We start from the raw sequence: 22263 nt of genomic DNA, 5'->3' as shown, positions 1-22263 counted from the left end.
GCAGGCAATCGTGATTGATCCCTCAGCTGGTGCTGGCGGCGCGATTCTTGCGACATGCCTTTTTGTCGTATCTCCAGCGGCAGTTGTCCTGCATATATGTTCAAGACGATTCTTGTTGGTTTCTTTCGGGATCGCACTAACCAGTTTTCTTTTCTGGTTTGCTTTGTGGATCTGGCTCGACGTATTAGACAAAGACAGTGGATCGAGGATGTGGAATTCCCTTCCGATGGTGGTAGCCGGATTCTGGTTGCCCCTTATCTTTGCTGCTACAATTGGATTGCCGTTCTTTTTGGTTAGGCATGTTCGTGCGAGGAATCTAAAAGATCCCTGGGACGAATAACGTTAACCGTCAATAAACCCGAAAACTACCGACGAACAAAGCGATGGACGCGAAGTGCTCGATCAAGCGTTCTGACTTGCGCAGAGTCCCCCGCTCGCATTCGGTCATCGCACCCGTTCGGACATAAAGAACAATGAGCAAACCGTCCGTGTACGTTGAAACGACTGTTGTTGGGCATATCGCCGCTCGACAACAGGCTGACATCATCGTCGCAGCGCGTCAGCTTTCTTCTCGTCGCTGGTGGGAAATACGCGACGGATACGAACTGGTAGTGTCGCAAATTGTCGTTGACGAATGTAGCGCTGGTGATTCGATTGCCGCCAACGAGCGACTTCAATTGATTGATGGAATTCAGGTTCTTGACGTTTCGGCAGACGCGAGAAACCTAGCGGTTCAGCTTATGAGGCGACATGGGATCCCCGAAACCGAACCCCGCGACGCACTTCACATTTCCCTTGCGGCTGTCAATGGAATACAATACTTATTGACGTGGAATTTTCGCCATATCGCAAACGCGGAGACTCGTGCCACCATCGAGCAAATTTGTCGTGATTGTGGATACACACCGCCTTCGATTTGCTCGCCTGATGAATTGCTGGGAGCTTAAGAATGACAACTGACTCAATTAACGACGAAATTCTTCGAATCAAACGTGAGTTGGCGGGACGTTTTGGTAATGATCTCGACCTCATTATTGCCGACGCTAAGTCTCGTGAAAGGAACACGGTTAGCTTCCCACCACGTAGGTGGAAGTCCGAACAAAGCGATGCACCCAAGCCGCCGAACGACGCGGTTTCCATTGGTGCGTCTTCGCCGGCGGCTGGGTGATCGCGGTCGTTCTTGGCTCAAAGTCCAACGCAACGTCGGGACTATCGCTGACCCATGTAAGACAAAACCAAAAGAAGACTTAGCTCGAGTTTAGCGTTCGCGGCGGCGCTGGAGTGTAACTCAACAGACAAAAAGCTCAGCACGCTGCGAGCTTCACTACTGGTGCCTTGATTCGTTCCATACCGCCGCGACTACTCGCAACGCGAACAACCAGCTTGATTGCCCAGGGCTCGTGCAGGGCTGACAAAAACATTGCAGGGGCGAGCAGGAATCGGTTATACTCCCAGCAACAGCGGCGGGTTCGGCAGGACTGACAAAAAGATCCACGAACCATCGCATGCAACGGAGCCGGCGGTCGGGTCGGTTTTGAAATCAGCATCAATCGCGCCGGCCCGCTGATGCGTGGCGTTCGCCAAACATTGAGGCTAGATGTGAAGGTCCCAAGACCACGTATGAGTGTCCTTGCATTCTTGATGCTTCCAGCAGCGTTTGCGTTAGGGTGGTGGGCGCGAGGAGTGAACTATAAACGCGACGTTTACATTGCAGCCGAGCACATAGCGTTTGAAACGGGCGGAGTCTTTGTTCCGGAAATCGGACTGTTCATGGGTGCTGATAAACGACAGCTGCAACAGTTCGACGAGATGCCTCCTGAAGCCCGCACGGAAATTGAACGTCGCATCGAGTACATTGATCGAACTCAGCAATTCAGAGATGATCAACTCATTCCCAAACAGCCTTCCTTGTTTTCAACAATAATGACCTCGGTGTTCGGGGAATCATCGGAGTCAGCAGCGCCAGCAAAGCAATTCGGCACAACTGCGGTCGGTACGATTGAATCACTACGAGACAACGAATCTGTGGCAATCGAGTCCGATGATAGACTCTCACAGCAACGACGTGACGAATTCTTCGAGCGACTCCGGCGAACCAAGGATTGAACTCAAGTTCGCGAGGCCATCCAACTTACTAATCAATCAAACCCGCGAACTGAGTTAATCCCACCGTTCGCTACCAAAGACAAGTATTCCTTCTGTGGCTCGTACTAATCTCGTCTATCCGAAGATGCCCGGCAGCGGTGATGCACCGCTTGGCACCTGCATTGCGTTCGAGAAATACGATGGCACCAACATCCATTGGGTCTGGGACGCTACGCTCGGTTGGTATGCATTCGGCACACGTCGAGATCGGTTCGACCTTGATGATCAAGGAATCGCAGCATTTAACTCGGCGCATCCCGGCCTCGAGGAATGCTCGCAGGTCTTCCTTGGTGCCTTTGTGGAACAACTGTCTTCAGTTTTGTCCGGTCTTGAATACTACGGCTCAAGCGAACTGATCGTCTTCACAGAGTTCCTCGGTGACCACTCTTTTGCAGGTAAGCACCTGTCGACTGACACGAAACGTCTGGTCATCATTGACGTGCAAACCGCGCACGGCTTTCTTTCGCCAGCCCAATTCGTACAAGATCTGGTCAATCTTCCGATTGCACGGACGGTCTATCGCGGTAAGCTAACCGGCAAATTCGCAGACGATGTTCGAGAAGGTCGATTTGGCGTGGCTGAGGGCGTGGTTTGCAAGGGTGAGTCCGACGGGAAAGTCTGGATGGCAAAGATCAAGACCAATGCCTACATGCAGCGACTGAAGGAAGCGTTTGCAGATAAGTGGGAAGACTATTGGGAGTAGCGAACAAAGCGTTGAACCGGAGTTGCCGTAGACGGTTTCACACATGGCAAGTTGACTGGCGGCAACCCGGTTAACGCAGTCGTTCGTCCGTAAACGATGATCCACACTATCGCATTCAGAATACTGCCTTGTTTCCAGAGCAACGACCATCAAGTGCGCATTCTCATCGATGGCGACGACTGGCTTGACGCATCCACACTCGGGCTTGATCCGCCGGAATTCCTCTCGCAACCTGCATTGCGATCCAGTGGCGAGCTGATTGTTGGACGTTGCGACTGTGGCGTTCTGGGCTGCGGTGACACTACGGTAGATGTTAGTCGCGAGCTGGGACTTGTAAAATGGACAAACGCAAACGGCCTGGAGCTCGTATTTCCCGAAATCGAATTTGATCTCGCGATTTCCTTCGCTTCAAATGATTTCACATGGGAAGACTGCAATCGAGAATCTGAGAGACTGGCTGGACAAATACTTTCCGGTCTCGAACTTGACGGATATCGTTTCCAATGGGCATCCACTAGAATCAAAAAAAATACGTTAACGCTATCGTTTACCAGACGGGATCAGCAACAACTTATTGATCTTCCATGGGACGGAGCGTCATCCAAGAACGCTGTCGAAGTCTCGCAGCGATTTCGCAATTCCCGGACGAACCAAGCGATGCACCCAAATCGCGGGTCGGCCGATTTGTGATGGTGAGTTTACTTGCCGCGACTGGGTGATCGCGGTCGTTCGTCCTTCGAGACAATAAGTGGCTATTCGAATTCTATGTTGCTAATCGTGATCGTCGCATTCATTGCAACAGTTGGCTTTTTTCGGAGAGCCAAGGAGATCGGAATCCATCCCGGTAAAGCTGCAAGCGTTCCATTCATCGCCGCTGGCGTTATGCTCGTCGTGACGTATCTGTCTGCTGTTGTGATCGGACGCCTATTCTCAGCCATGGATGTGTCGGTGGAAACTGCTAGGTGGGTCGGATTCGCGATGGATTGGTTTCTCGTGTTGGCCTATCTCTATTTCATAAAACGCAATTGGGATATACTCTCCTCTGCAAACGGCCGTGATCCGGCGTCAAGCGCGAGTACAACTAACGCCGATCTGGCATCATGATTTGCATAGAAACGATTAGATCGGACGAACAATGCGTTGCACCGAAGACGCGTGAATTGCTGGTTTTGAGAATTCAGGTTTATCGCCGCGTCTCGGTGAACGCGGTCGTTCGCCATTTAGAGACCTCGATGCGATTCAAGCTCAAGACACTATTCGTCGTTGTCGGCATTGCCGCGATCGCATCGCTTTATCTCATGATCTTCACTGAGGGATGGCGGTTGCAACAGAGCGCCTCATCCCAATTAAAGAGTGCGGGCGCTCACAGCTTTGAATTCAACAACCGTAACCACTTGAGCTACGTTTCATTTACGGGAGAAATTGACGATCCGGGACTGCCGGATTATGTCAAAATTGATCGTCTCGACCTCACGGGCTACGGGGACAAAGAGATCAATCTGCGCAATTTGAGAAACGCCGATATCTGGCATTTGATGCTAGGCTCAACCAGTGCATCAGATACATCGATGGAACAACTGAAGGATGTAGGCCAATTGAGGATTCTGGACCTCTCGAACACGAATGTAACCGACTCCGCCATTAGCTCGCTTGCCTCAATCCGTGGACTCGAAGGCGTTAACTTGACAGGGACAGAAATCACATTGGCAGGCGCACGAGACCTTAAGATGCTACGGCCCGAGATATGGCTTGTCCACGAATCCCTTGATGTAGCATGGGACGGTGATAAACTACCGAAAGGTAACGAGGCACCGTAACCTATGGCGCGTCTATCGCATAAAAATGGCGAACCAAGGGATGCACGAAAGTCGCCGAACGCGTCCATTGGCAATTGAAAATCAAACGCGGCGACTTCGTGATCCCTAACGTTCGGCCGACGGCGGCGAGCTTTGTACCTCAGCATCGCCGCCCGTCTTACCGAACTAACGATCCTATATCGTCTAGTTAAATATCCAACGCTCGCCGCATCATCCCTACCGTCGGCCGAACGCCCGTGTTCTACCGCGGCCGAACGCCCGTGTTCTACCGCGGCCGAACAATGTGTTGCAGCGGACTTGTTAAATTACTCTCAATCACTCCAATATCTCAAACTTCAGCCGCTGAACACGGGCGTTATCGGGCTGAAGCGAACCATGATCGAATCTGCTGAGCAATTCCGATTGTTGCGAGAGAGCACCATCGAAGCAGAGTATCATCGCGCTGCTCACGATGACGCACCACTCCAAGTTTGGCTCGATATTCTCGAACAGATGCCAGACATGAGATTCTGGGTAGCTCACAACAAAACCGTTCTAATCGAGATTCTGCAGATTTTGGCCAACGATCAAGATTCAAAAGTTCGTGATATGGTAGCACGTAAACGTAAAATTCCAGAATCAATTCAACTCACTTTGTCAAACGACAGTGATCCGTCGGTTCGCTCGGCACTTGCATGCAACGCGAAGATCACGCAACGAGTGCTTGCGGTACTTTTGGAAGACCGAGATAATGTGGTACGTGAAGCAGCCCGACACAAAGCCGAACATGCCCGATAACCAAGCGGTGAACCGAAGTCGCCGATCGCGCGGTTTTTGAAATCATAGTTTTTGGCGGCGACTCGGTTACCGCCATCGTTATTTGCAAAGGCGTGCGTGTACCTCAAGGCCATATTCAATCGGAAGTTCCCAGATATCGGATTACTGCTTGCGCCGAGTGCCGCACCCGAGTCATTTGAACACGACTCTGAAAATGTCTACGAATGGATGTGGGTCAACGTACCGTTTCTCCCCTTTGCCTTGAATGTCTCTCGTGAACATGGTTGGGCCGACATTGAGGACGAAATTGAGTCAACCGCCTCCCCAGAGGAACTTGAAGCAATGGTAAAGCCTGGCCCTGTTTACCTGATTGGTTGGAATCGCACTACGGATCAATACGTCGATGAACTTCCGGATTGGTTGCCACAATTTGTTGCGAATAGACTCGACGTTGACGTATTCGTATACAATGGTCGCATAAACGTGGACGTCCCTGACGGGGAACCGGTCAATGTCGTCTATCCACAACCAAAAACAAGCAAATAACAATCCCATGCACCTAAGCCCCCGCCGGTGCGTTCCTAACTTTAGAGACATCTCTTCCGGGGGCTAGGTGATGGGTGTCGTTCGTTCTTTCAGAAGAAAGACTTCATCCGTGTTTCAACTTCGAATTGTTACTATCGCCTTGTTGTTCGCCTTTGCATTAATCCCATTAGCATCAGCGCAATTGATCGACCGCAACGAAGAGGGGGGACTCCGATTCACGGATCAGATTTCGGGAACATGGGAAACAGACAATGTTACTAATGCCGTCATGGGAATTTCGCGGAAAGCAGATGCGCTTCATGTGTTTACGGCAAGTACATGGACCATCCACAGTACAGATGGCGATATCGCTTACGAATTGTCCGATATTATTAATGAATCCGCAGATCGTGTTGAAGCATCGTTTGTTAACGTTAAACGCAGGGATTCGACGTTTGATGCGTCCATCCGTCTTGAGGGTGAGAAACTATCGATCACCCGTGGCATGGGATCCGACCCACGTGGGGTTGTTTATACACTTAAGAAGTCTTCGGTAAACGAGGCTGCAATTGAAGAACAGCGTATCCCGCTGAAGGTTCGTTTGATTGATGAATCAATTGAGTCAAAAGTTTTGGTTGACGTTAGAATAAAGAAACCGTTTTTTGGCGGCAAAATTCGTTACTCATCTGAGCCTTTACGCGCTAGAGCAGAACAAGACTATGCTCCAAAAACTGGGACTGTGATTCTTGGTATGCTTGAACCAAAGGGAGACGGCAGTTGGTCCGTCTCATTGATCATGGAACTTGGTTCTCATGTAGACTCAAACGATCCACAAACCGTAGTAGTTCAATCAGAAAAGCTGCAACTCAATACGGTCATTGCTAGAGGAAAGACAATTCGAATCAAGTGCGGTGCAAATCGAACGTGCGAGCTCTCCTTGGAATAACGCATGACAAGAACGAATCAATAAGGATTTGACATCGCGAGTCTTCGAGCCGATGCTCAAGTCCTTTGTTCAAGAAGCCCGGGTTGGTTGCGGCCGCAGAATCGATTCAGCTTAACTTGGGTTTTGCTTTGGTCGGTAGGCTAGGTTTGGCTTGACAACCAGTGGTTTAATTCAACAACTCGTTGTTGACGAACGCTTGACCGTATTGCCTGGGTGCTCATTGGCTCTGCAGCGTGCTGATGATGGTTCTGTTGGAAGTGTTGAGGTAAGATTTTGGATTGCGGTGGATACAACTTTCCAACTTCAGCGCAGAACTCTAGCGATCACACTGCCAGGTGCGTTTGATTTGGCCGGGTTGTGTCCACTTCAATGCTATTCTTCGGGTTCACTTTCAACCTCTTCTAACCAACGAACTCGAAGGCTTCCTTCCCACGCCCCGTCGCCGAAGGTCGCAGTTGCCGTCGCCGCGTGTCTGTTTCTTACGAGCTATTCATTTGGTATAGTGACTCTTGTACGAAAATCGGAACTCAACACAGGGGACTGAGAACTCTCGCGAGTTCCGCACCCCACAAACTCACGCCCATGTTGGGCGTACATCGAGATAGGGGCCCGGTTACCCGGGACCCCTCTCACACCAACGGACATGCGGGTCCGCATCCGGCGGTTCGAACCTCGCTGGTAAACGCGGTATCGGAGGTGCAGAGCGAGTTGGCGGCGGGTGACATTGGAGGTGGCATCCGCTCGCGTCGGTCTGGTTCCTACCCTGAGCTTAAGGCTGGCTTTGCCGTGGCCGCCGATTCCGATTGATCTCAACTGAGACTCCAAAGAGCACGTGGCTTTATGATGCTCGGCTTCCGTGGGAATGCGCAAGCTAGCTTCTATGTGTTTCGGACGGTTCGAGGTTATGGCTAGTTCTTCCTTAACAAGATTCGTTTGGCCCTTCCTGTTTCGATTGGACTTCGAAGATCAGTACTACGGCCGCTGCTGACTTCTGCTGATGTGCGAGCAAAGTCGCCTTTGCAACGCCCTGAGTTTCGGTCGCAAGGACCTACGTGTTTTCAGGCAGGGACATCGGCAGATCTCCCCAAATAAGAGCGTGAATTATCCCTGCACAAGCTCCGCATCTACCAATCCTCCGTTTCCGATTTGCCTTCGCGTTCTCATGCACGCTCGGCTAGAGCGACCGGCCTCTATGCGGTTTCTGTACGTAACCTCGCAGGTCTTGGCGAGAAACCATCCGAGTGGGGTAGGTGACGCACTGATGGCGGTCGACAGACTCGGCGCTTACCCATGGTTTCGCAGGCTTCCTTCCCACGCCCGGTCGCCCGGGTCGCAGTTGCCTTCGCCTCGTGTTTGTTTCTTACGAGCTATTCATTTGGTATACTGACTCCTGTAAGAATATCGGAACTCAACACAGGGGACTAGGAACTCTCGCGAGTTCCGCACCCCACAAACTCACGCCCATGTTGGGCGTACTTGGACCAAAGTCGGCGAAAGGTGCGTTTTGGCAATGGAGAGATCATCGCGCCGACTTGGTGATCCGTGTCGTTCGTCTAGGAGGTTGCAATTGAATTTCGACGAGGCATTAGATTCCGCATCCGTACGAACCCAATTCGGAGCGGCGCTGATTCTTCGCTCGGAGGGACTACGTGCTGCAAAGCATCTCCCAAAGCTGCTTGAATGTTGCCGCGCGGTTGACTTAGCTTCGAACGAACTTGACAAAATTCAAATCGCCCTTCTTGGATATGGTGCGTTGTCGTTGGGCGACATCGTTCGCCAGATCGGATTTGATCCAAATAATTCCTTTCACGTCGATGTATTAAATTTCATCATTGAATTGGCACACACCACAAACACTGAGGTTTCCGCCTACGCCATCAACGCTCTGGGATGCCTGGGTACGACTTACCCACTCGCAATTGAATGCCTAAAGGAAATTGTGCTATCTGAAAGGCGATCAGACGATCACAGCATCGTCACACGTCGTGCAATTGCCTTTCGGATGCTTGCTCAAATTGACCATTCACTGGCCGTAGAATTCGCGGACGGGATAGCTTGCCATGAATACCTCAACACAATCAACTTGTGGCTACGAGATGCAACTCCGAACATGCGACAGTCTCTCGTTGAAGAAGCGAAATGGTGGCGCGAAAATGAATAAATGTAAGACGAACAATGCGATCGAGATAGGGGCCCGGTTACCCGGGACCCCTCTCACACCACCGGACATGCGGGTCCGTATCGGCGGTTCGAACCTCGAAGGTAAACGCGGTATCGGAGGTGCAGAGCGAGTTGGCGGCGGCTGACATTGGATGTGTCATCCGCTCGCGTCGGTCTAGTTCCTACACTGAGCTTAAGGCTAGCTTTGCCGTGGCCGCCGATTCCGATTGATCTCAACTGAGACTCCAAAGAGCACGTGCCTTCAATCCTCCGTTTCTGATTTGCCTTCGCGTTCTCATGCACGCTCCGCTAGAGCGACCGGCCTCTATGCGGTTTCTGAATAGTTGTTTTCTGAGCACTTCGTTTAGGACCTCGCAGGTCTTGGCGAGAAACCATCCGAGTGGGGTAGGTGACGCACTGATGGCGGTCGACAGACTCGGCGCTTACCCATGGTTTCGCAGGCTTCCTTCCCACGCCCAGTCGCCGCAGGTCGCAGTTGCCTTCGCCACGTGTCTGTTTCTTACGAGCTATTCATTTGGTATACTGACTCCTGTAAGAGTATCGGAACTAAACACAGGGGACTAGGAACTCTCGCGAGTTCCGCACCCCATAAACTCACGCCCATGTTGGGCGCACGTGCTACTGCCCCACTCCCAAGCGGTGTCGAGCTTTAGTGCATCACACGTCGGGGGCCGTTGAACTTAGTCGTTCTGTGGGCACTTTTCGGAACCGCCGTGTGCCGCATTATTAATACGGTTTCCTGAATTTCTTCTCTGATGTAGAATGGGCTCATGAGCACCGACATTTCATCACAAATCACTAATGAACTTGGGCAACTTTCGCCTGAAGTTCAGCAGCGCGTACTGGAATACGTGCGTTCGCTGCGACTTATCGGCACCGGCATGTCGGTACAAGCGATCGACAAGCACATTGGTAGCATCGACGCCGACGAAGGCCGATTTATGATTGAGGCAATTGAAGCGGGATGCGAACAGGTCAATTTGAATGAATGGTAGATATCTCTTAGACACCAACGTCGTGATCGCATTTCTGACTGCGGACCAAACACTTCAAAGGCCGGATCCGTCTTCGCAGCTCTATCTTTCCAGCACGGTGATCGGTGAACTTTTCTACGGGGCGTTGAACTCGAACAAGGTCGACGACAATATCCAACGCCTGCTTGATTTTGTTCGCGATGCGGTATCGGTTCCATGCGATGCTGAGACGGCACGCAGCTATGGCGAACTGAAAGCGTTTCTGCGTAGGAAAGGTCGCCCCATTCCCGAAAACGATATCTGGATAGCGGCGTCCGCGGTACAGCACTCGCTATCCTTGGTGACGCGAGATGAGCACTTTACAAGCATTGAGCGACTACACGTTGTGCGGTGGTGAATCCAACAGCCCACAGAACCAAAAAATCGAGATAGAGGCCCGGTTACCTGGTACTCCTCTCACAACACCGGGCTTGCGGGGCCGCTACTGGGGCCGTCTCATCGCTTAAGAGCAAGCCTGTTCTGGTTATCTATTGGATGCTGACCAAGCTGGTTGTTGTTAGATTGGCGTTAGTCAAAGTGCTTTGCAGGCTTCCTTACCATGGTGTGTTACCATTCCGCAGTTTCCTTCGCCGCGTGTCTGTTTCTTACGAGCTATTCATTTGGTATACTGACTCCAATAAGACGATCGGAACTCAACAGAGGGGACTGAGAACTCTCGCGAGTTCCGCACCCCACAAACTCACGCCCATGTTGGACGTACATGCACGCGTGTTGCGGGTCGCGCGTTTCCTGATGGAAAGTCACTAGGCCGCAACCGTGTGATTTCGGTCGTTATCGGACCCTTTCTAGTCAAATGATAAAGACATTAACATACATAAACAGCTTTTGTCTGTTGTGCATCATCCTTACAACAGGGCTCCAAGCGTTAGCTGCCTACCTCAAGTACTGGTCACGGCCTGAAGTTAGCTGGGTCGACGAAGGATTACGAATGCGTCCTAAGGCTGATGGACCTTTTGTGCTAACACACTTGACCGCAAAAAACATGCAAGGGTTTACAATATCCGCTTGCCTCCCGGAACCGGTACTGCTCAATGATTCATGGGGCGTTGTCATTGAATCCGCAGTACTAGATGAGCTTAACTGGAGAAATACAAACGGAACGCTCGCGGAGAATCCGAGTCGTGGTGATCCAATAGGGGCGATCTACTTTGATGTTCGCGATACTTTGCTTGACAACCCGGAATAAGAGCCCGCGAACAATGCGATCGAGATAGGAGTCCGGTTACTCGGGGCCCCTCTCACAACACCGGGCATGCGGGCCCGCTGCTGGGGCCGTCTCATCGCTTAAGAGCAAGCCTGTTCTGGTTATCTAGTGGATGCTGACCAAGCTGGTTGTTGTTAGATTGGCGTTAGTCAAAGTGCTTTGCAGGCTTCCTTACCATGGTGTGTTACCCTTCCGCAGTTGCCATCGCCGCGTATCTGTTTCTTACGAGCTATTCATTTGGAATACTGACTCCAATAAGACGATCGGAACTCAACAGAGGGGACTAGGAACTCTCGCGAGTTCCGCACCCCATAAACTCACGCCCATGTTGGGCGTACATGCAACGGAGCGGGCGATCACGCGGCTTGCCGATGGGGAGCGTTTCTCCGGCGGCCCGGTGACGGCTGTCGTTCTGCCCCGAAGATTTCAATGTTGAAACGACAGCTTGATGACAGAGAATTCTTCGAATTCATTTCTCATTTCGATTCGTTGCCCGTATCGAGGATTTGGTTCGGCGATTACCTAGCACTCTACCTCGAATTTGGACCTTCAGTCGGCGTTTATCAATGTTCCGGTCGCACTAAGCATGAACGACACATATTCGCTGGTTACGACTGGCTGCTTTCGGACGACTTCGGTTTTGAGATACCTCGGTCTGAACTGACAGAATCGCTGGTATTGAAGCTGCTTGGAGATTCTCGTGTCCTCTCTGTGACGCTCGACACCCGCGAAGAATTGTTGATACGCTTCAACTGCGGATGGCAACTGAGCACCCGGGGAACTGAACAGACGGAATGGTCGCTTTGGGAGCATCCGAACATAAACGTCTCTTATGAACATGGTCGTCCAACCCTCGAGATCGATCGTTAACATGCCATAAGGGCAGAACAAAGCCATACAAAGGAGCACTCGAAAACGCGGTTCTGCGGTGGTTGCATTTTCGACCATGCACGGTGATGGCTCCCGTTATCCGAAACAATGCGATCAGACCGAAACATCGAATCTGAAATATCGGCAGCAATCGAGCGTGATGATGCGATCTCGTTGCGTAAGACCATTGATGCCAATTCGCTTGAGGGCCAGTCAGTTCTTGATGGTTGGCTTTCCATTGCATCTCAATTAGGACATTTGGCAACGATGCAAGTACTGATTGAAAGTGGTGTGAATGTCAATTGGGCGAACGATGACGGAGAGACAGCGTTTAGCTATGCTTGTGCTCACAACCAATATGCTGCTGCGAAAATTCTCCATACACACGGAGCGGAGATTAACAGCGTGGATTCGAGCGGTGGAACACCACTTGACTGGGCCGTTTGCCATGGGGAGCCTAACTTTCGATCATGGCTACGCAGTGTTGGCGGAGTACGCAACTTTGAGTGGGATGAGTGGCCTTGGCCACCACCGGATCATGAAACAGCATAATCTGATCAGTAATCGGATAACAAACCAATCGAGATAGGGGCCCGGTTACCCGGGATCGCTCTCACGACACCCAGCAGGCGGATCAGCGACTAGGGCCGGTTCATCCTTTCAGAATATGCTTCGTCCAGAATTCCCTTTGGCACAACAAGCAAGCCATTCTTAGAATCGAGTAAGTCAATGTGCTTTGAGGACTCCTTCCAACACCTGGTCGCCGAAGGTCGCAGTTGCCGTCGCCGCGTGTCTGTTTCTTACGGGCTATTCATTTGGTATACTGACTCCTGTAAGAATATCGGAACTAAACACAGGGGACTGAGAACTCTCGCGAGTTCCGCACCCCACAAACTCACGCCCATGTTGGGCGTACGTGAACCGAAGCCGCCGATCACGCGTTTTTTGAAATCATAGTTTTTTAGCGGCGGCTCGGTTACCGCCGACGTTCTGGCATCAATGATTCATGATGAAATTCAATCTCGAAGAAATCATTGAGTTCTTCGATGCTCAACACGAGCTATTTGAGGCCGAGGATCCTAGATTTTCAACACACCATTTGAGTTTTGCGGACGCGCGGCTCCGATACTTGCTTTGGATCACACCCGAATACGGAACGATTGGACTTGCTGCTGACCATGTCGAACCTGTCCAGGGATGCCCAATGCTCGAGTATGTCTTCACCTGTTCTGAGATCCAAGTTGGTGCGAGCGCGTATTCACCCAACGACAAGGCGATACGATTCTACGAGCATCGGGACACGCACGGCGGTTTGCGACTAACGATTACACCGAGGGGCGATGGTAACTGGTACATGTGGGCCAATGTCGGTAGCGACGCAGAGGATGACGGCAATGTGCGTATACGATAGAATGAGCCATAACAACGCGATCGAGATAGGGGCCCGGTTACCCGGGACCCCTCTCACAACTTCTAGCATGCGGGTCCGCAACTGGGGCCGTTTCATCTTTTAAGAGCAAGCCTGTTCCAGACTTCTAATAGACTTACCAATCGGGTTGTTGTTAGATTGGCATTAGTCAAAGTGCTTTGTTGCTTACTTCCCACGCCTGTTCGCCCAAGTCGCAGTTGCCCTCGCCGCGTATCTGTTTCTTACGAGCTATTCATTTGGTATATTGACTCCAATAAGACGATCGGAACTCAACAGAGGGGACTAGGAACTCTCGCGAGTTCCGCACCCCACAAACTCACGCCCATGTTGGGCGTACATGCACCCGAGTTGCCGATCGGGCGTTTCCTGAAATCAATGTCACTTGGCGGCAACCGGGTGATTTTGGTCGTTATTGCACTGAGATCGCAAATGTATGCCGTCGTCGTCCTCACCATCTTAATCGTATCACCTGATTTCGATGCTCTGATCGACAAACTTGCTGGCGACCGAGGGACTGCCACGCACTCACACGCCGACTTGCGTGACGCAGGGACTGAGGCCTTTCCAGCGTTGCTCAAGCGCATCGACGACGAAACCATCATTGATAATGGGCTGTTCCACGGGGCAACCGTCCATAAGCCGACAGTTGGCCAAGTGTCATTCGAAATCATTCAATACCAGATCGAGAGCGCCTGGCCGAAAGGCTTTCGTGAACACTACGCGCTCAATAAAGAGAACGTGGCAGCTTGGTTGGCAAAGCATGAAGGACTTTCCATCACTCAACTTCGTATTCGCGCTTTGGTGGATTCCATGGACTCACTAAGTCGCGAGATTGAAACGCACGGAATGACAGAGTTTCGACTCAAGAATCTGACGTTCTTTCGCGACCGTCTCGGCAAAATTCTGGATCAAGCGAAGACGGAGCAATAACAATCGCGTGCACCGGAGTACGCGAGTCTGCCGGTTTTGAAATTGAAAGTCTCTCGCGCGTACCCGGTGACGCGTTCCGTTACCCCACGCAAACAAGAATGACATCACTAACGCCGAATGCTTCCTCGTCATGGCTTGATATCGCGACTGTTGTGCAACGCGCGAACGACGAGTTCGCGTGCGTGGTTGTCGATCATAGCCGAGCAATGAAGCTCATTGCTGACCGGCTGATCGCAGCAATGCCGGACATTGATCAAAAGACCGCAGACGAACGCTTGCAATCACTAGCTGAATCCGTTGAAATGATCTGCACGGATGATCGTCATTCCGATGAACTGTTTCTCAAATGCATAGTGATGCCGGAACGTCCAATTGAAATCGTGTATCATTTTGGTGGACACGAGGAATCCGCCGCTGATTTGTTACAACGATTGGCGAACGTACTCGACTACGTGATCGCGAAATGACCTGGGGTAACAATCGCATCGAGATAGGAGCCCGGTTGCCAGGGCCCCCTCTCACACCACCGGACATGCGGGTCCGCATCCGGCGGTTCGAACCTCGCTGGTAAACGCGGTATCGGAGGTGCAGAGCGAGTTGGCGGCGGGTGACATTGGAGGTGTCATCCGCTGGCGTCGGTCTGGTTCCTACACTGAGCTTAAGGCTGGCTTTGCCGTGGCCGCCGATTCCGATTGATCTCAACTGAGACTCCAAAGAGCACGTGGCTTTAATCCTCCGTTTCCGATTTGCCTTCGCGTTCTCATGCACGCTCGGCTAGAGCGACCGGCCTCTATGCGGTTTCTAAATAGTTGTTTTCTGAGCACTACGTTTACGACCTCGCAGGTCTTGGCGAGAAACCATCCGAGTGGGGTAGTGACGCACTGATGGCGGTCGAAAGACTCGGCGCTTACCCATGGTTTCGCAGGCTTCCTTCCCACGCCCAGTCGCCGCAGGTCGCAGTTGCCTTCGCCTCGTGTCTGTTTCTTACGAGCTATTCATTTGGTATACTGACTCCTGTAAGAATATCGGAACTAAACACAGGGGACTAGGAACTCTCGCGAGTTCCGCACCCCACAAACTCACGCCCATGTTGGGCGTACATGCAACGGAGCGGCGGTCGGGTCGGTTTTGAAATCAACGCATCTCGCGCCGACCCGCTAATGCGAGTCGTTCGTCGCATCGAGACAACCAACTTTCACAGAGGGCTGAATGGCACTCCTCGGCAATGACTCGTGCTGCTCGTTGTGTGGCGAATTGCTTGGCGATTCTAACAATTGGATTGCAACGACGATGGTCGCACTTGATCCACCTCTCTCGCGAATGGTTGATACGGCCGCACATCAGGAGTGCCTCAGGAGTTGGGAACACAAAGAAGCATTCGTAACGGGCTACAATTCTCGATGGTCAAAACCCGAACTCATGATCGACCATGACGGATACGTTCAATATGTCCGCTCCGATCGACCATTGATCGCGTGGTATAAATGGATATGGATGCCTATAATGCTTCCGTTAGGAATTGCCTTAAGCTTTGTCGAATCGTTACTTGGGCGACGCAAATAGCGCGTTTGTGAACGGTGATTCGGCATTTTCGGACCCTCGACAAAACTTCATAGCGACGAACAAAATGATGGACCGAAGCTCTCGACCTTCATTTTCGAAATGGAATCCTTGTTGGCGGGGGCTCGGTTAACATGATCGTTCGTTGGTCGAATCCTGAAGGTGCGTTATGGTGAATCGGTGGATTGCTGCTCTCATCGTGGCCCTTCTCCCACTTTTATTGACGACTCGTTGCTACGCACAGGAATCATTGAAGTCTGACTCGACAACCGAGGCTAAAACGCAATCAATCGATGAGCTTCTGCTGTTCTTTCCGTCCAAATTCCCGAATGGAAATTGGAATCCAAAGGATTTGCAATTCAAAGACGTCTCCTTTTCTGCGGAAGACGGAACGAAATTGCATGGCTGGTATTGCCCCGCCGATGACGCACGTGCCGTGGTGCTTATCGCACACGGAAACGCCGGGCACGTTGCATCACGGGCTCCGTGGTTACGATATTTGCAGACCCAAGCAAGAGTATCCGTATTTATGTTTGACTATCGTGGATACGGACGCAGCGAGGGCACTCCAACCGTCGAAGGGGCAATTCAAGATGCAACGGCCGCTCGGTCGAAACTGTGCGAACTTGCGGCCGTCAAGGACTCGGAAATGATTCTCATGGGTGAATCGCTTGGTGGGGCAATTGTTGTTCAATTGGCGGCTGACTCACCACCGCGAGGTCTGATCCTGCAAAGCACTTTCTCGTCGCTTCGCGAAGTTGCCGACGTTCACTATCCGAAATTGTCTTGGTTAGTTCCACAAGACAAACTCGACTCGGTTGCGCTGGTTCGCCGTTATCGCGGCCCATTGCTTCAAAGTCACGGCAGCGTGGACCGAACGATTCCATTTTCAACGGGCGAAAAGCTTTTCCGCGCGGCGAACGAACCAAAACAATTTGTTACAATCGAAGGCGCTGATCACAACGACTGGCTAACTGACGCCTACTTGAAACACCTGGACGGGTTCATCACGCGCGTTGAAACTGCCAGCAAATGACCAACGAACAATCGGATGCACCAAAGTCGGCGAACGGTGCGTTTTGCCAAAGGAGAGATCATCGCGCCGACTTGGTGATCCGTAGCGTTCCCCGCCTTAGTGCAAACACGGAAACCGTTATTTTGGATAGCCATTCCTCGAACCCTTACAAATCGCCCGCCATTACCGATGCCGGGACAGTTCCGCGGACGCGAACCTCGCGATGGCACGGATTCAAAACCGGATTTCGCAACGGTACGCTTTGGTCACTACTCTTTGTTGTCCCGATCGTGCCGACATTCTACGCCGAAGCGACGATGCATCGACGCATTCAGCGCAACACCGCAGATGGTACTTCGCGTATCATTGAACTATCGACTACTGAGTCGGCGTTTGCTTTGTTTGGCGCAATCGGCACCGCTTTGACTGCGATCACTTTACCCTGGTCGATCACCGCAGGGTTCGTCGGACAGGCTCGATACCGCAAGAAGCATCCGGTAGAATAGTTGGGTGACCATCGGTTGCAACGGAGCGGCGGTGGTAGAGTCGTTCGCCGTCGCCCGCTGAGCCGTTCCGTTCTGCCAAGTGAGCTGCATGATGTTAACGGTTACTCAAATTCGAATCGCCCGCGTTTACGGTATGATAGCGATCTCAACTTCCGTGGCGATGCTGTGTTTTGCGCTCGGCGAAGGTATCGGGTTCTTCGTTCGCCCGATGGATGTGACGGGAGTGTCGTTTGTGATTTCTGCGCTGTTAGCAATTCCCTTCATCATCACCTACACAAAGCTTGGCCTGAATTCAGCGGAGGGAGGAGAGACGCCCGAGACGAAACATCGCCACAGGGTGCTTAGATCGGCATGTCCTTGGTGGCACCCATCATGGTACGCTTCCATTGGAATCATTGGATTCTCTTGGGTACTCAGCGCTTCCCTGAAAATACGGCTGGATGTATTTGTGGTTTTTAGTTCGATGGTCATGATGCTCAATGGTATCTGGTTTCTGACAGTATACTGTACGGCTCACCGCTTGCTGACTGGCGAAGCGATCGAGGCTGGCAGAGCCAAGCTATGAACGCAAGTCGCCGGTCTCGCGTTTACTTACATCAATACCAATCTCGGCGATTGGGTTTTAGCCGCTGTTCTGCCAACACTTCGCTCCACATGCAACCATATTATTTACTGCTAGTTCTAACGTTGACGCAGTGGTGCGGCGTTACCGCACTTGCTCAATCGACTAAGACCATTCTTGACCAACCTCTGGATCAGCAAAAGTCCGTGAGGAAGATCATCGAATTAGGTGGGGATTGGGAATTGCCAAGCAAGACCGTACTGATTGGGTTCATTGGAGATCAATTCACAAATGACACATTCGAATTGTTGAAGCCGCTGAGTGACATGCGGATATTATTCTTGTCTCATATTCTGGCGGATGACAAAGCATTTGAGCACTGTAACGATCTTGAAGCGATTGAAGAAATTCAAATTAGCGATTGCAAGTTTGACGGCACTGGCTTCAAGCATTTTTCAAAATGCGAACGGCTGACTCGCGTAATCATCACGGAAACTCCCATCAATGATGAGTGCCTTGAAGTCATATCACATTGGGAAGCCCTAGAAGTCCTATCAATCGAAAACGTCAACACCGCATCCAAAATCACACAAGCTGGAGTACGCAAATTGTCATTGCTCAAGAATGCGAAACAGATTTTCGTCGACCTCACACAGGAGAGTTCCGAACTCGAGCTTGAGTTGAAAAAGCTGTTGCCAAAATGTGAAGTTAGTATCACTGCAAATGTTCCCGAACCAAAGAAATGAAGGCAGACCAACGGCATGCACACGAAGCGCTCGGTCCGCCGCTTTGACCTGCCTCGAGTAATCTGCTCGTGCTCGGCGATGCCAACCGTTCTGTTGGAGAAATGAAACGTGATTCGATTCGAACGCCGAACAAACGACAGCGCTGAAATAACGGCTGCCGTCGCATTGTCGCTATTCACGGTTGGTTTCGGACTTTTTTCGGTGTTCTCGGGCGTCGATGGTTTATGGCCATTCGGCGCTTTTCTCTGCGGAATCACCGTCGTCACCTTCCTCGCATCCTTTAAACGAATTATCTGGCCGACAACGCGTTTCATTGAAGTGGACGATATCCAAATTCGATTTGGCAGCGTCGAAGAAGAACAAAATTGTCGGGTCATTCGCTACGATCAAGTTTTGACGCTTTACATTGACTTTGAAGAAAGGCAGATGATCCTGGTAGACACGCGGAACAAGACATGGATTATCGGAAAAGACCTTGTTCTCACCGGCAAACAACTGCAACTTGTATCCGATTGCTTGACGACGTTCGTTCCTTCCGATCGAATTACAATTAACCACTTTGCAATGACCGACCTGACACAGTCGGCGAAACAAATCGACAGAACAGTCGATTCCACCGCAGTCGCGGCCATAAGTTCTCAAAAATGGAAACGTTACTAGCCGTGACTCGGTGAATCGGGGCGTTCGTCGCAATACAATGGAACCTCATCTGCGCGTGAAATTGCTGACAACTCCAACCGTAGTTGGTGGGCGTCGCGGCGCGTTCACAACGGGCTACCGACCGCAGTTTCGATATCGCGGTCAAGACAACGATGTTTCGGTTACAATACCGGGGGATATTTGGATTGAACCGGGGGACGCTACGGACGCACTTCTTTCCTTCAATCGCCCTGACCTGCAACAATCGCGGCTTCAACATGGCTCTTCGTTTACACTAGCAGAGGGACAGAATAACATCGCTTGTGGAACGATCACTGAGATTTTAGATCAAACAATGACCAATCCAACTTCCCAGAAAGAGTCCGCGATCTTCGTCGACGTAGACGACACACTGATTCGATCATTTGGTTCAAAACAAATTCCAATACCAAACACGATTCGATATGTTCGCGAAATGTTCAATGCCGGGAACGTGCTATATTGTTGGAGTCGCGGGGGTGCTCAATACTCTCGCGACGTGGCGACTAAATTGGGCATCGCAGATTGCTTCGTCTGCTTCCTGCCGAAACCTAATGTGGTCGTCGACGATCGGCTTGAACAATTGCTGGACCATTGCGAGTTCATTCACCCAAACAACGCCGTGCCAAAACCGGGAGCGACAAACAATCCGATCAACCCAAGCGGCGGATCAGGCGTTTCTTGAAATCAACTTTTTTACCGCCGCTGTTATCGGTGGCGCGCTGTCGAACCAAAGATGCCTCAATGTGGACGTGCCAAATGCGATGTTTGCACCTACGACGTTCAAGTCGTGGAAGGATGGGATCGCGTTGAAGGACTGTATGAAACTGGAAGCGGGATTTTGCTGCCTGTTCGAGGGCGATGGATTTGGTGCGAGAATTGCGGTGTATCTCAATCGGAAGATCTTCCACTTCGATCAGAAATTGAGAAGGAACTTTGGCGAACTCGCTGGAACTTTGCTCAATGGGGAATTAACGATTGGCAATTTACTCGACAAGTAACTGTTTCAAAATCACCAGTTCGGAAGATTCACCGAAAGATCTTGCGTGGCTACCTCGACCTTATCGCTCAGCGTCATTCCCCTCCGCGTTGCCTTACCTGTGCTAGTATTGACCTTCATGAATTCGAAGGTGATCTCAATGCCGATGGGCAAGGAACCATTCCTCACATCGCATGTGGCGGGACAATACGACTAGAACTTGGCTCTATCTGGAGTGGCATTCTGGAGTCGTATCCGGCATATAATGTGATTGGTTATCACATTGGAAGCTACACGCGACTTGAAGGACGCTGGACGCTAAAACGTGCCAATGAGGAAGCGACGAACAATCCGATGAACTTAAGCGGCGGATCAGGCATTTCTTGAAAACAACATTTTTTGCTGCCGCTGGGTTATCGGTGGTGTTATCCTACTGAAATGACGCCGGTATCGGCAAGTTAGAATGCGAAGATTCACAATTGTCTTATGGAGCGCCGATCAATGCGTTTAATTGCAAGATTTTCGATAGCTTTTCTATTTACCGCTTTGCTCTCCTTGCCTGCGTATGCAGATGAACCGATACTGCTACTTGGGACTATTATGAAGTGGCGATACCCTGACGCTGAAATTGGTAAGTCACAAATGTCCGATGCCGCCACAACTAGCTCGGACGGAAAAAACACCGATTACTCGATCGTACTAAAGACTACAATGACAACCGTTGACCCAGTGGATAAGGTCATCGCGTTTTACCGCGAGTTGCTCTCGCGGAATCCAAAGAATGACGAAAATTTAGGGATTCAACCAAGCGCTGGTAGATCTGCAGTGTTTAGCGATGATTCAGAAGGACTTCCCTTCTCAATTCACACCATTATTGTTAACGCTGCAAACATGTCGACGACCCTAATTGTAACACGCGCTGACGACGAGAAACTCACTCATATCATTTGGAAGCAATATCTAAAGCCAGACATCGGTGGATAACAAAGCCATGAACGCGGAGTGGCCGACAGCGCGTTTACCAGTTGGGCCTTAACCGCGGCCACTCGGTTATCGCAACCGTTGAGCTTAGTCGCGTTCGCCATCTCGGAGGAAATCATCATGCATCTAAACCGACAGCGATCCTTTAAACTTGGACTCATTGCGGTTACTATTGCGTCGCTAACTTTTGGCCTCACTACTCTCCGTCGCGACATAACAGAATCCGACGAACGGATTGTCATTGCCAAGCTCACAGAATGGGCGCTTCATGGCAATCCGCTACCTGGAAACAAACAATCGCGAGACGGTCTAAACTTTGCCAAAGGTAATAACGTCATTATGACGTTTACCGATTGCCGCTTAGAAGATCAGTCGATCGCACGCTTGAATGATCGGAACGTTAGAATACTTGACTCATTCGAGGCAGGCCGAGTCTTTCAATCCGAAGGATTCGATAATCATGGTTACCTGAACATAGAACGCGGCGCAGGAACGAAGTACTTTCTATATTATCGCATCAACGTGCAAACAGGCCCTTTGGCAGGGCATGGTTACGAATTCACAATCATCAAAAGACTTTTTGGCCTCGAGTATTATGGAAATCATGTGTGGGTATCGTAACGATGGGCAGTACTGAATGGGGAGGAAAGCGTTGCAACGAAGATGCGTAAGTAGCTGGTTTTGAGAAACTAGGTC

General features: G+C 51.0%; 30 protein-coding genes. All 30 read left to right on the top strand.

What is annotated here, in order from left to right; genetic code table 11:
* The first annotated feature begins 473 nt into the window (after positions 1 to 473).
* The 30 genes from SH302x_RS19050 (at position 474) to SH302x_RS18905 (ending at position 22188) form a co-directional block, all read left to right on the top strand.
* Positions 474 to 947, top strand: coding sequence for a type II toxin-antitoxin system VapC family toxin (locus tag SH302x_RS19050; RefSeq protein WP_479364117.1), 474 nt, complete (start codon positions 474 to 476; stop codon positions 945 to 947).
* Positions 948 to 949: 2 nt separating this feature from the next.
* Positions 950 to 1168 carry a hypothetical protein gene (locus tag SH302x_RS19045; protein WP_479364116.1) on the top strand — a complete coding sequence of 73 codons (219 nt, stop codon included), beginning with the start codon at positions 950 to 952 and terminating at the stop codon, positions 1166 to 1168.
* A gap of 452 nt (positions 1169 to 1620) precedes the next feature.
* Complete coding sequence (locus SH302x_RS19040; RefSeq protein ID WP_479364115.1) at positions 1621 to 2106, top strand: hypothetical protein; 486 nt, start codon at positions 1621 to 1623, stop codon at positions 2104 to 2106.
* A gap of 94 nt (positions 2107 to 2200) precedes the next feature.
* The gene (locus SH302x_RS19035) at positions 2201 to 2848 is read left to right on the top strand and encodes an RNA ligase family protein (protein WP_479364114.1); all 648 of its coding nucleotides are present in this window, start codon (positions 2201 to 2203) and stop codon (positions 2846 to 2848) included.
* A 96-nt stretch (positions 2849 to 2944) separates the two neighbouring features.
* On the top strand, positions 2945 to 3538 hold the full coding sequence (locus SH302x_RS19030) for a hypothetical protein (RefSeq protein ID WP_479364113.1): 594 nt from the start codon (positions 2945 to 2947) through the stop codon (positions 3536 to 3538).
* A gap of 75 nt (positions 3539 to 3613) precedes the next feature.
* Positions 3614 to 3952, top strand: coding sequence for a hypothetical protein (locus SH302x_RS19025; protein WP_479364112.1), 339 nt, complete (start codon positions 3614 to 3616; stop codon positions 3950 to 3952).
* Positions 3949 to 4665, top strand: a complete 717-nt coding sequence (locus SH302x_RS19020; protein WP_479364111.1) for a leucine-rich repeat domain-containing protein — start codon at positions 3949 to 3951, stop codon at positions 4663 to 4665. The genes SH302x_RS19025 and SH302x_RS19020 overlap by 4 nt, the downstream gene beginning before the upstream one ends.
* Before the next feature lie 375 nt (positions 4666 to 5040).
* Positions 5041 to 5442: a hypothetical protein gene (locus SH302x_RS19015; RefSeq protein ID WP_479364109.1), complete on the top strand. Its 402-nt coding sequence runs from the start codon at positions 5041 to 5043 to the stop codon at positions 5440 to 5442.
* A gap of 96 nt (positions 5443 to 5538) precedes the next feature.
* Positions 5539 to 5967: a hypothetical protein gene (locus tag SH302x_RS19010; protein ID WP_479364107.1), complete on the top strand. Its 429-nt coding sequence runs from the start codon at positions 5539 to 5541 to the stop codon at positions 5965 to 5967.
* 109 nt (positions 5968 to 6076) lie between these two features.
* Positions 6077 to 6892: a hypothetical protein gene (locus SH302x_RS19005; RefSeq protein WP_479364106.1), complete on the top strand. Its 816-nt coding sequence runs from the start codon at positions 6077 to 6079 to the stop codon at positions 6890 to 6892.
* Between the two features lie 582 nt (positions 6893 to 7474).
* The gene (locus SH302x_RS19000) at positions 7475 to 7699 is read left to right on the top strand and encodes a hypothetical protein (RefSeq protein ID WP_479364105.1); all 225 of its coding nucleotides are present in this window, start codon (positions 7475 to 7477) and stop codon (positions 7697 to 7699) included.
* A 760-nt stretch (positions 7700 to 8459) separates the two neighbouring features.
* Complete coding sequence (locus SH302x_RS18995) at positions 8460 to 9053, top strand: hypothetical protein (RefSeq protein WP_479364104.1); 594 nt, start codon at positions 8460 to 8462, stop codon at positions 9051 to 9053.
* A 790-nt stretch (positions 9054 to 9843) separates the two neighbouring features.
* Positions 9844 to 10068, top strand: a complete 225-nt coding sequence (locus SH302x_RS18990; RefSeq protein ID WP_479364103.1) for a hypothetical protein — start codon at positions 9844 to 9846, stop codon at positions 10066 to 10068.
* Entirely contained in the window at positions 10058 to 10444 is a 387-nt protein-coding gene (locus tag SH302x_RS18985; RefSeq protein WP_479364102.1) for a type II toxin-antitoxin system VapC family toxin, read from the top strand. The genes SH302x_RS18990 and SH302x_RS18985 overlap by 11 nt, the downstream gene beginning before the upstream one ends.
* 456 nt (positions 10445 to 10900) lie before the next feature.
* Positions 10901 to 11293, top strand: a complete 393-nt coding sequence (locus SH302x_RS18980) for a hypothetical protein (protein ID WP_479364101.1) — start codon at positions 10901 to 10903, stop codon at positions 11291 to 11293.
* A gap of 447 nt (positions 11294 to 11740) precedes the next feature.
* Positions 11741 to 12181 (top strand): hypothetical protein, encoded by a 441-nt coding sequence (locus tag SH302x_RS18975; RefSeq protein WP_479364099.1) that lies wholly within the window; start codon positions 11741 to 11743, stop codon positions 12179 to 12181.
* Positions 12182 to 12289: 108 nt separating this feature from the next.
* A complete protein-coding gene (locus SH302x_RS18970) occupies positions 12290 to 12733 on the top strand; it encodes an ankyrin repeat domain-containing protein (protein ID WP_479364097.1) in 444 nt (147 codons plus the stop codon).
* A 454-nt stretch (positions 12734 to 13187) separates the two neighbouring features.
* Positions 13188 to 13592 carry a hypothetical protein gene (locus SH302x_RS18965; RefSeq protein ID WP_479364095.1) on the top strand — a complete coding sequence of 135 codons (405 nt, stop codon included), beginning with the start codon at positions 13188 to 13190 and terminating at the stop codon, positions 13590 to 13592.
* A 342-nt stretch (positions 13593 to 13934) separates the two neighbouring features.
* Positions 13935 to 14540, top strand: a complete 606-nt coding sequence (locus SH302x_RS18960; protein WP_479364094.1) for a hypothetical protein — start codon at positions 13935 to 13937, stop codon at positions 14538 to 14540.
* Between the two features lie 98 nt (positions 14541 to 14638).
* Positions 14639 to 15007 (top strand): hypothetical protein, encoded by a 369-nt coding sequence (locus tag SH302x_RS18955; RefSeq protein ID WP_479364092.1) that lies wholly within the window; start codon positions 14639 to 14641, stop codon positions 15005 to 15007.
* 742 nt (positions 15008 to 15749) lie between these two features.
* On the top strand, positions 15750 to 16103 hold the full coding sequence (locus SH302x_RS18950) for a hypothetical protein (RefSeq protein ID WP_479364091.1): 354 nt from the start codon (positions 15750 to 15752) through the stop codon (positions 16101 to 16103).
* Between the two features lie 247 nt (positions 16104 to 16350).
* Positions 16351 to 17136: an alpha/beta hydrolase gene (locus SH302x_RS18945; RefSeq protein WP_479364090.1), complete on the top strand. Its 786-nt coding sequence runs from the start codon at positions 16351 to 16353 to the stop codon at positions 17134 to 17136.
* Positions 17133 to 17621: a hypothetical protein gene (locus tag SH302x_RS18940; protein WP_479364088.1), complete on the top strand. Its 489-nt coding sequence runs from the start codon at positions 17133 to 17135 to the stop codon at positions 17619 to 17621. The genes SH302x_RS18945 and SH302x_RS18940 overlap by 4 nt, the downstream gene beginning before the upstream one ends.
* An 88-nt stretch (positions 17622 to 17709) precedes the next feature.
* Positions 17710 to 18186 carry a hypothetical protein gene (locus SH302x_RS18935; RefSeq protein ID WP_479364087.1) on the top strand — a complete coding sequence of 159 codons (477 nt, stop codon included), beginning with the start codon at positions 17710 to 17712 and terminating at the stop codon, positions 18184 to 18186.
* 89 nt (positions 18187 to 18275) lie between these two features.
* Positions 18276 to 18929 (top strand): hypothetical protein, encoded by a 654-nt coding sequence (locus SH302x_RS18930; protein ID WP_479364086.1) that lies wholly within the window; start codon positions 18276 to 18278, stop codon positions 18927 to 18929.
* Between the two features lie 108 nt (positions 18930 to 19037).
* Entirely contained in the window at positions 19038 to 19589 is a 552-nt protein-coding gene (locus SH302x_RS18925; RefSeq protein ID WP_479364084.1) for a hypothetical protein, read from the top strand.
* A 37-nt stretch (positions 19590 to 19626) separates the two neighbouring features.
* Positions 19627 to 20292, top strand: coding sequence for an EF-Tu C-terminal domain-related protein (locus SH302x_RS18920; protein ID WP_479364083.1), 666 nt, complete (start codon positions 19627 to 19629; stop codon positions 20290 to 20292).
* Between the two features lie 51 nt (positions 20293 to 20343).
* Positions 20344 to 20973: a hypothetical protein gene (locus SH302x_RS18915; protein WP_479364081.1), complete on the top strand. Its 630-nt coding sequence runs from the start codon at positions 20344 to 20346 to the stop codon at positions 20971 to 20973.
* 114 nt (positions 20974 to 21087) lie between these two features.
* Positions 21088 to 21570, top strand: a complete 483-nt coding sequence (locus tag SH302x_RS18910) for a hypothetical protein (RefSeq protein WP_479364079.1) — start codon at positions 21088 to 21090, stop codon at positions 21568 to 21570.
* A 117-nt stretch (positions 21571 to 21687) separates the two neighbouring features.
* On the top strand, positions 21688 to 22188 hold the full coding sequence (locus SH302x_RS18905) for a hypothetical protein (protein WP_479364078.1): 501 nt from the start codon (positions 21688 to 21690) through the stop codon (positions 22186 to 22188).
* Positions 22189 to 22263: the final 75 nt, after the last annotated feature.

This window comes from Njordella calcicola (assembly GCF_056494125.1).
This window is presented reverse-complemented; position numbering and strand designations above follow the sequence as displayed.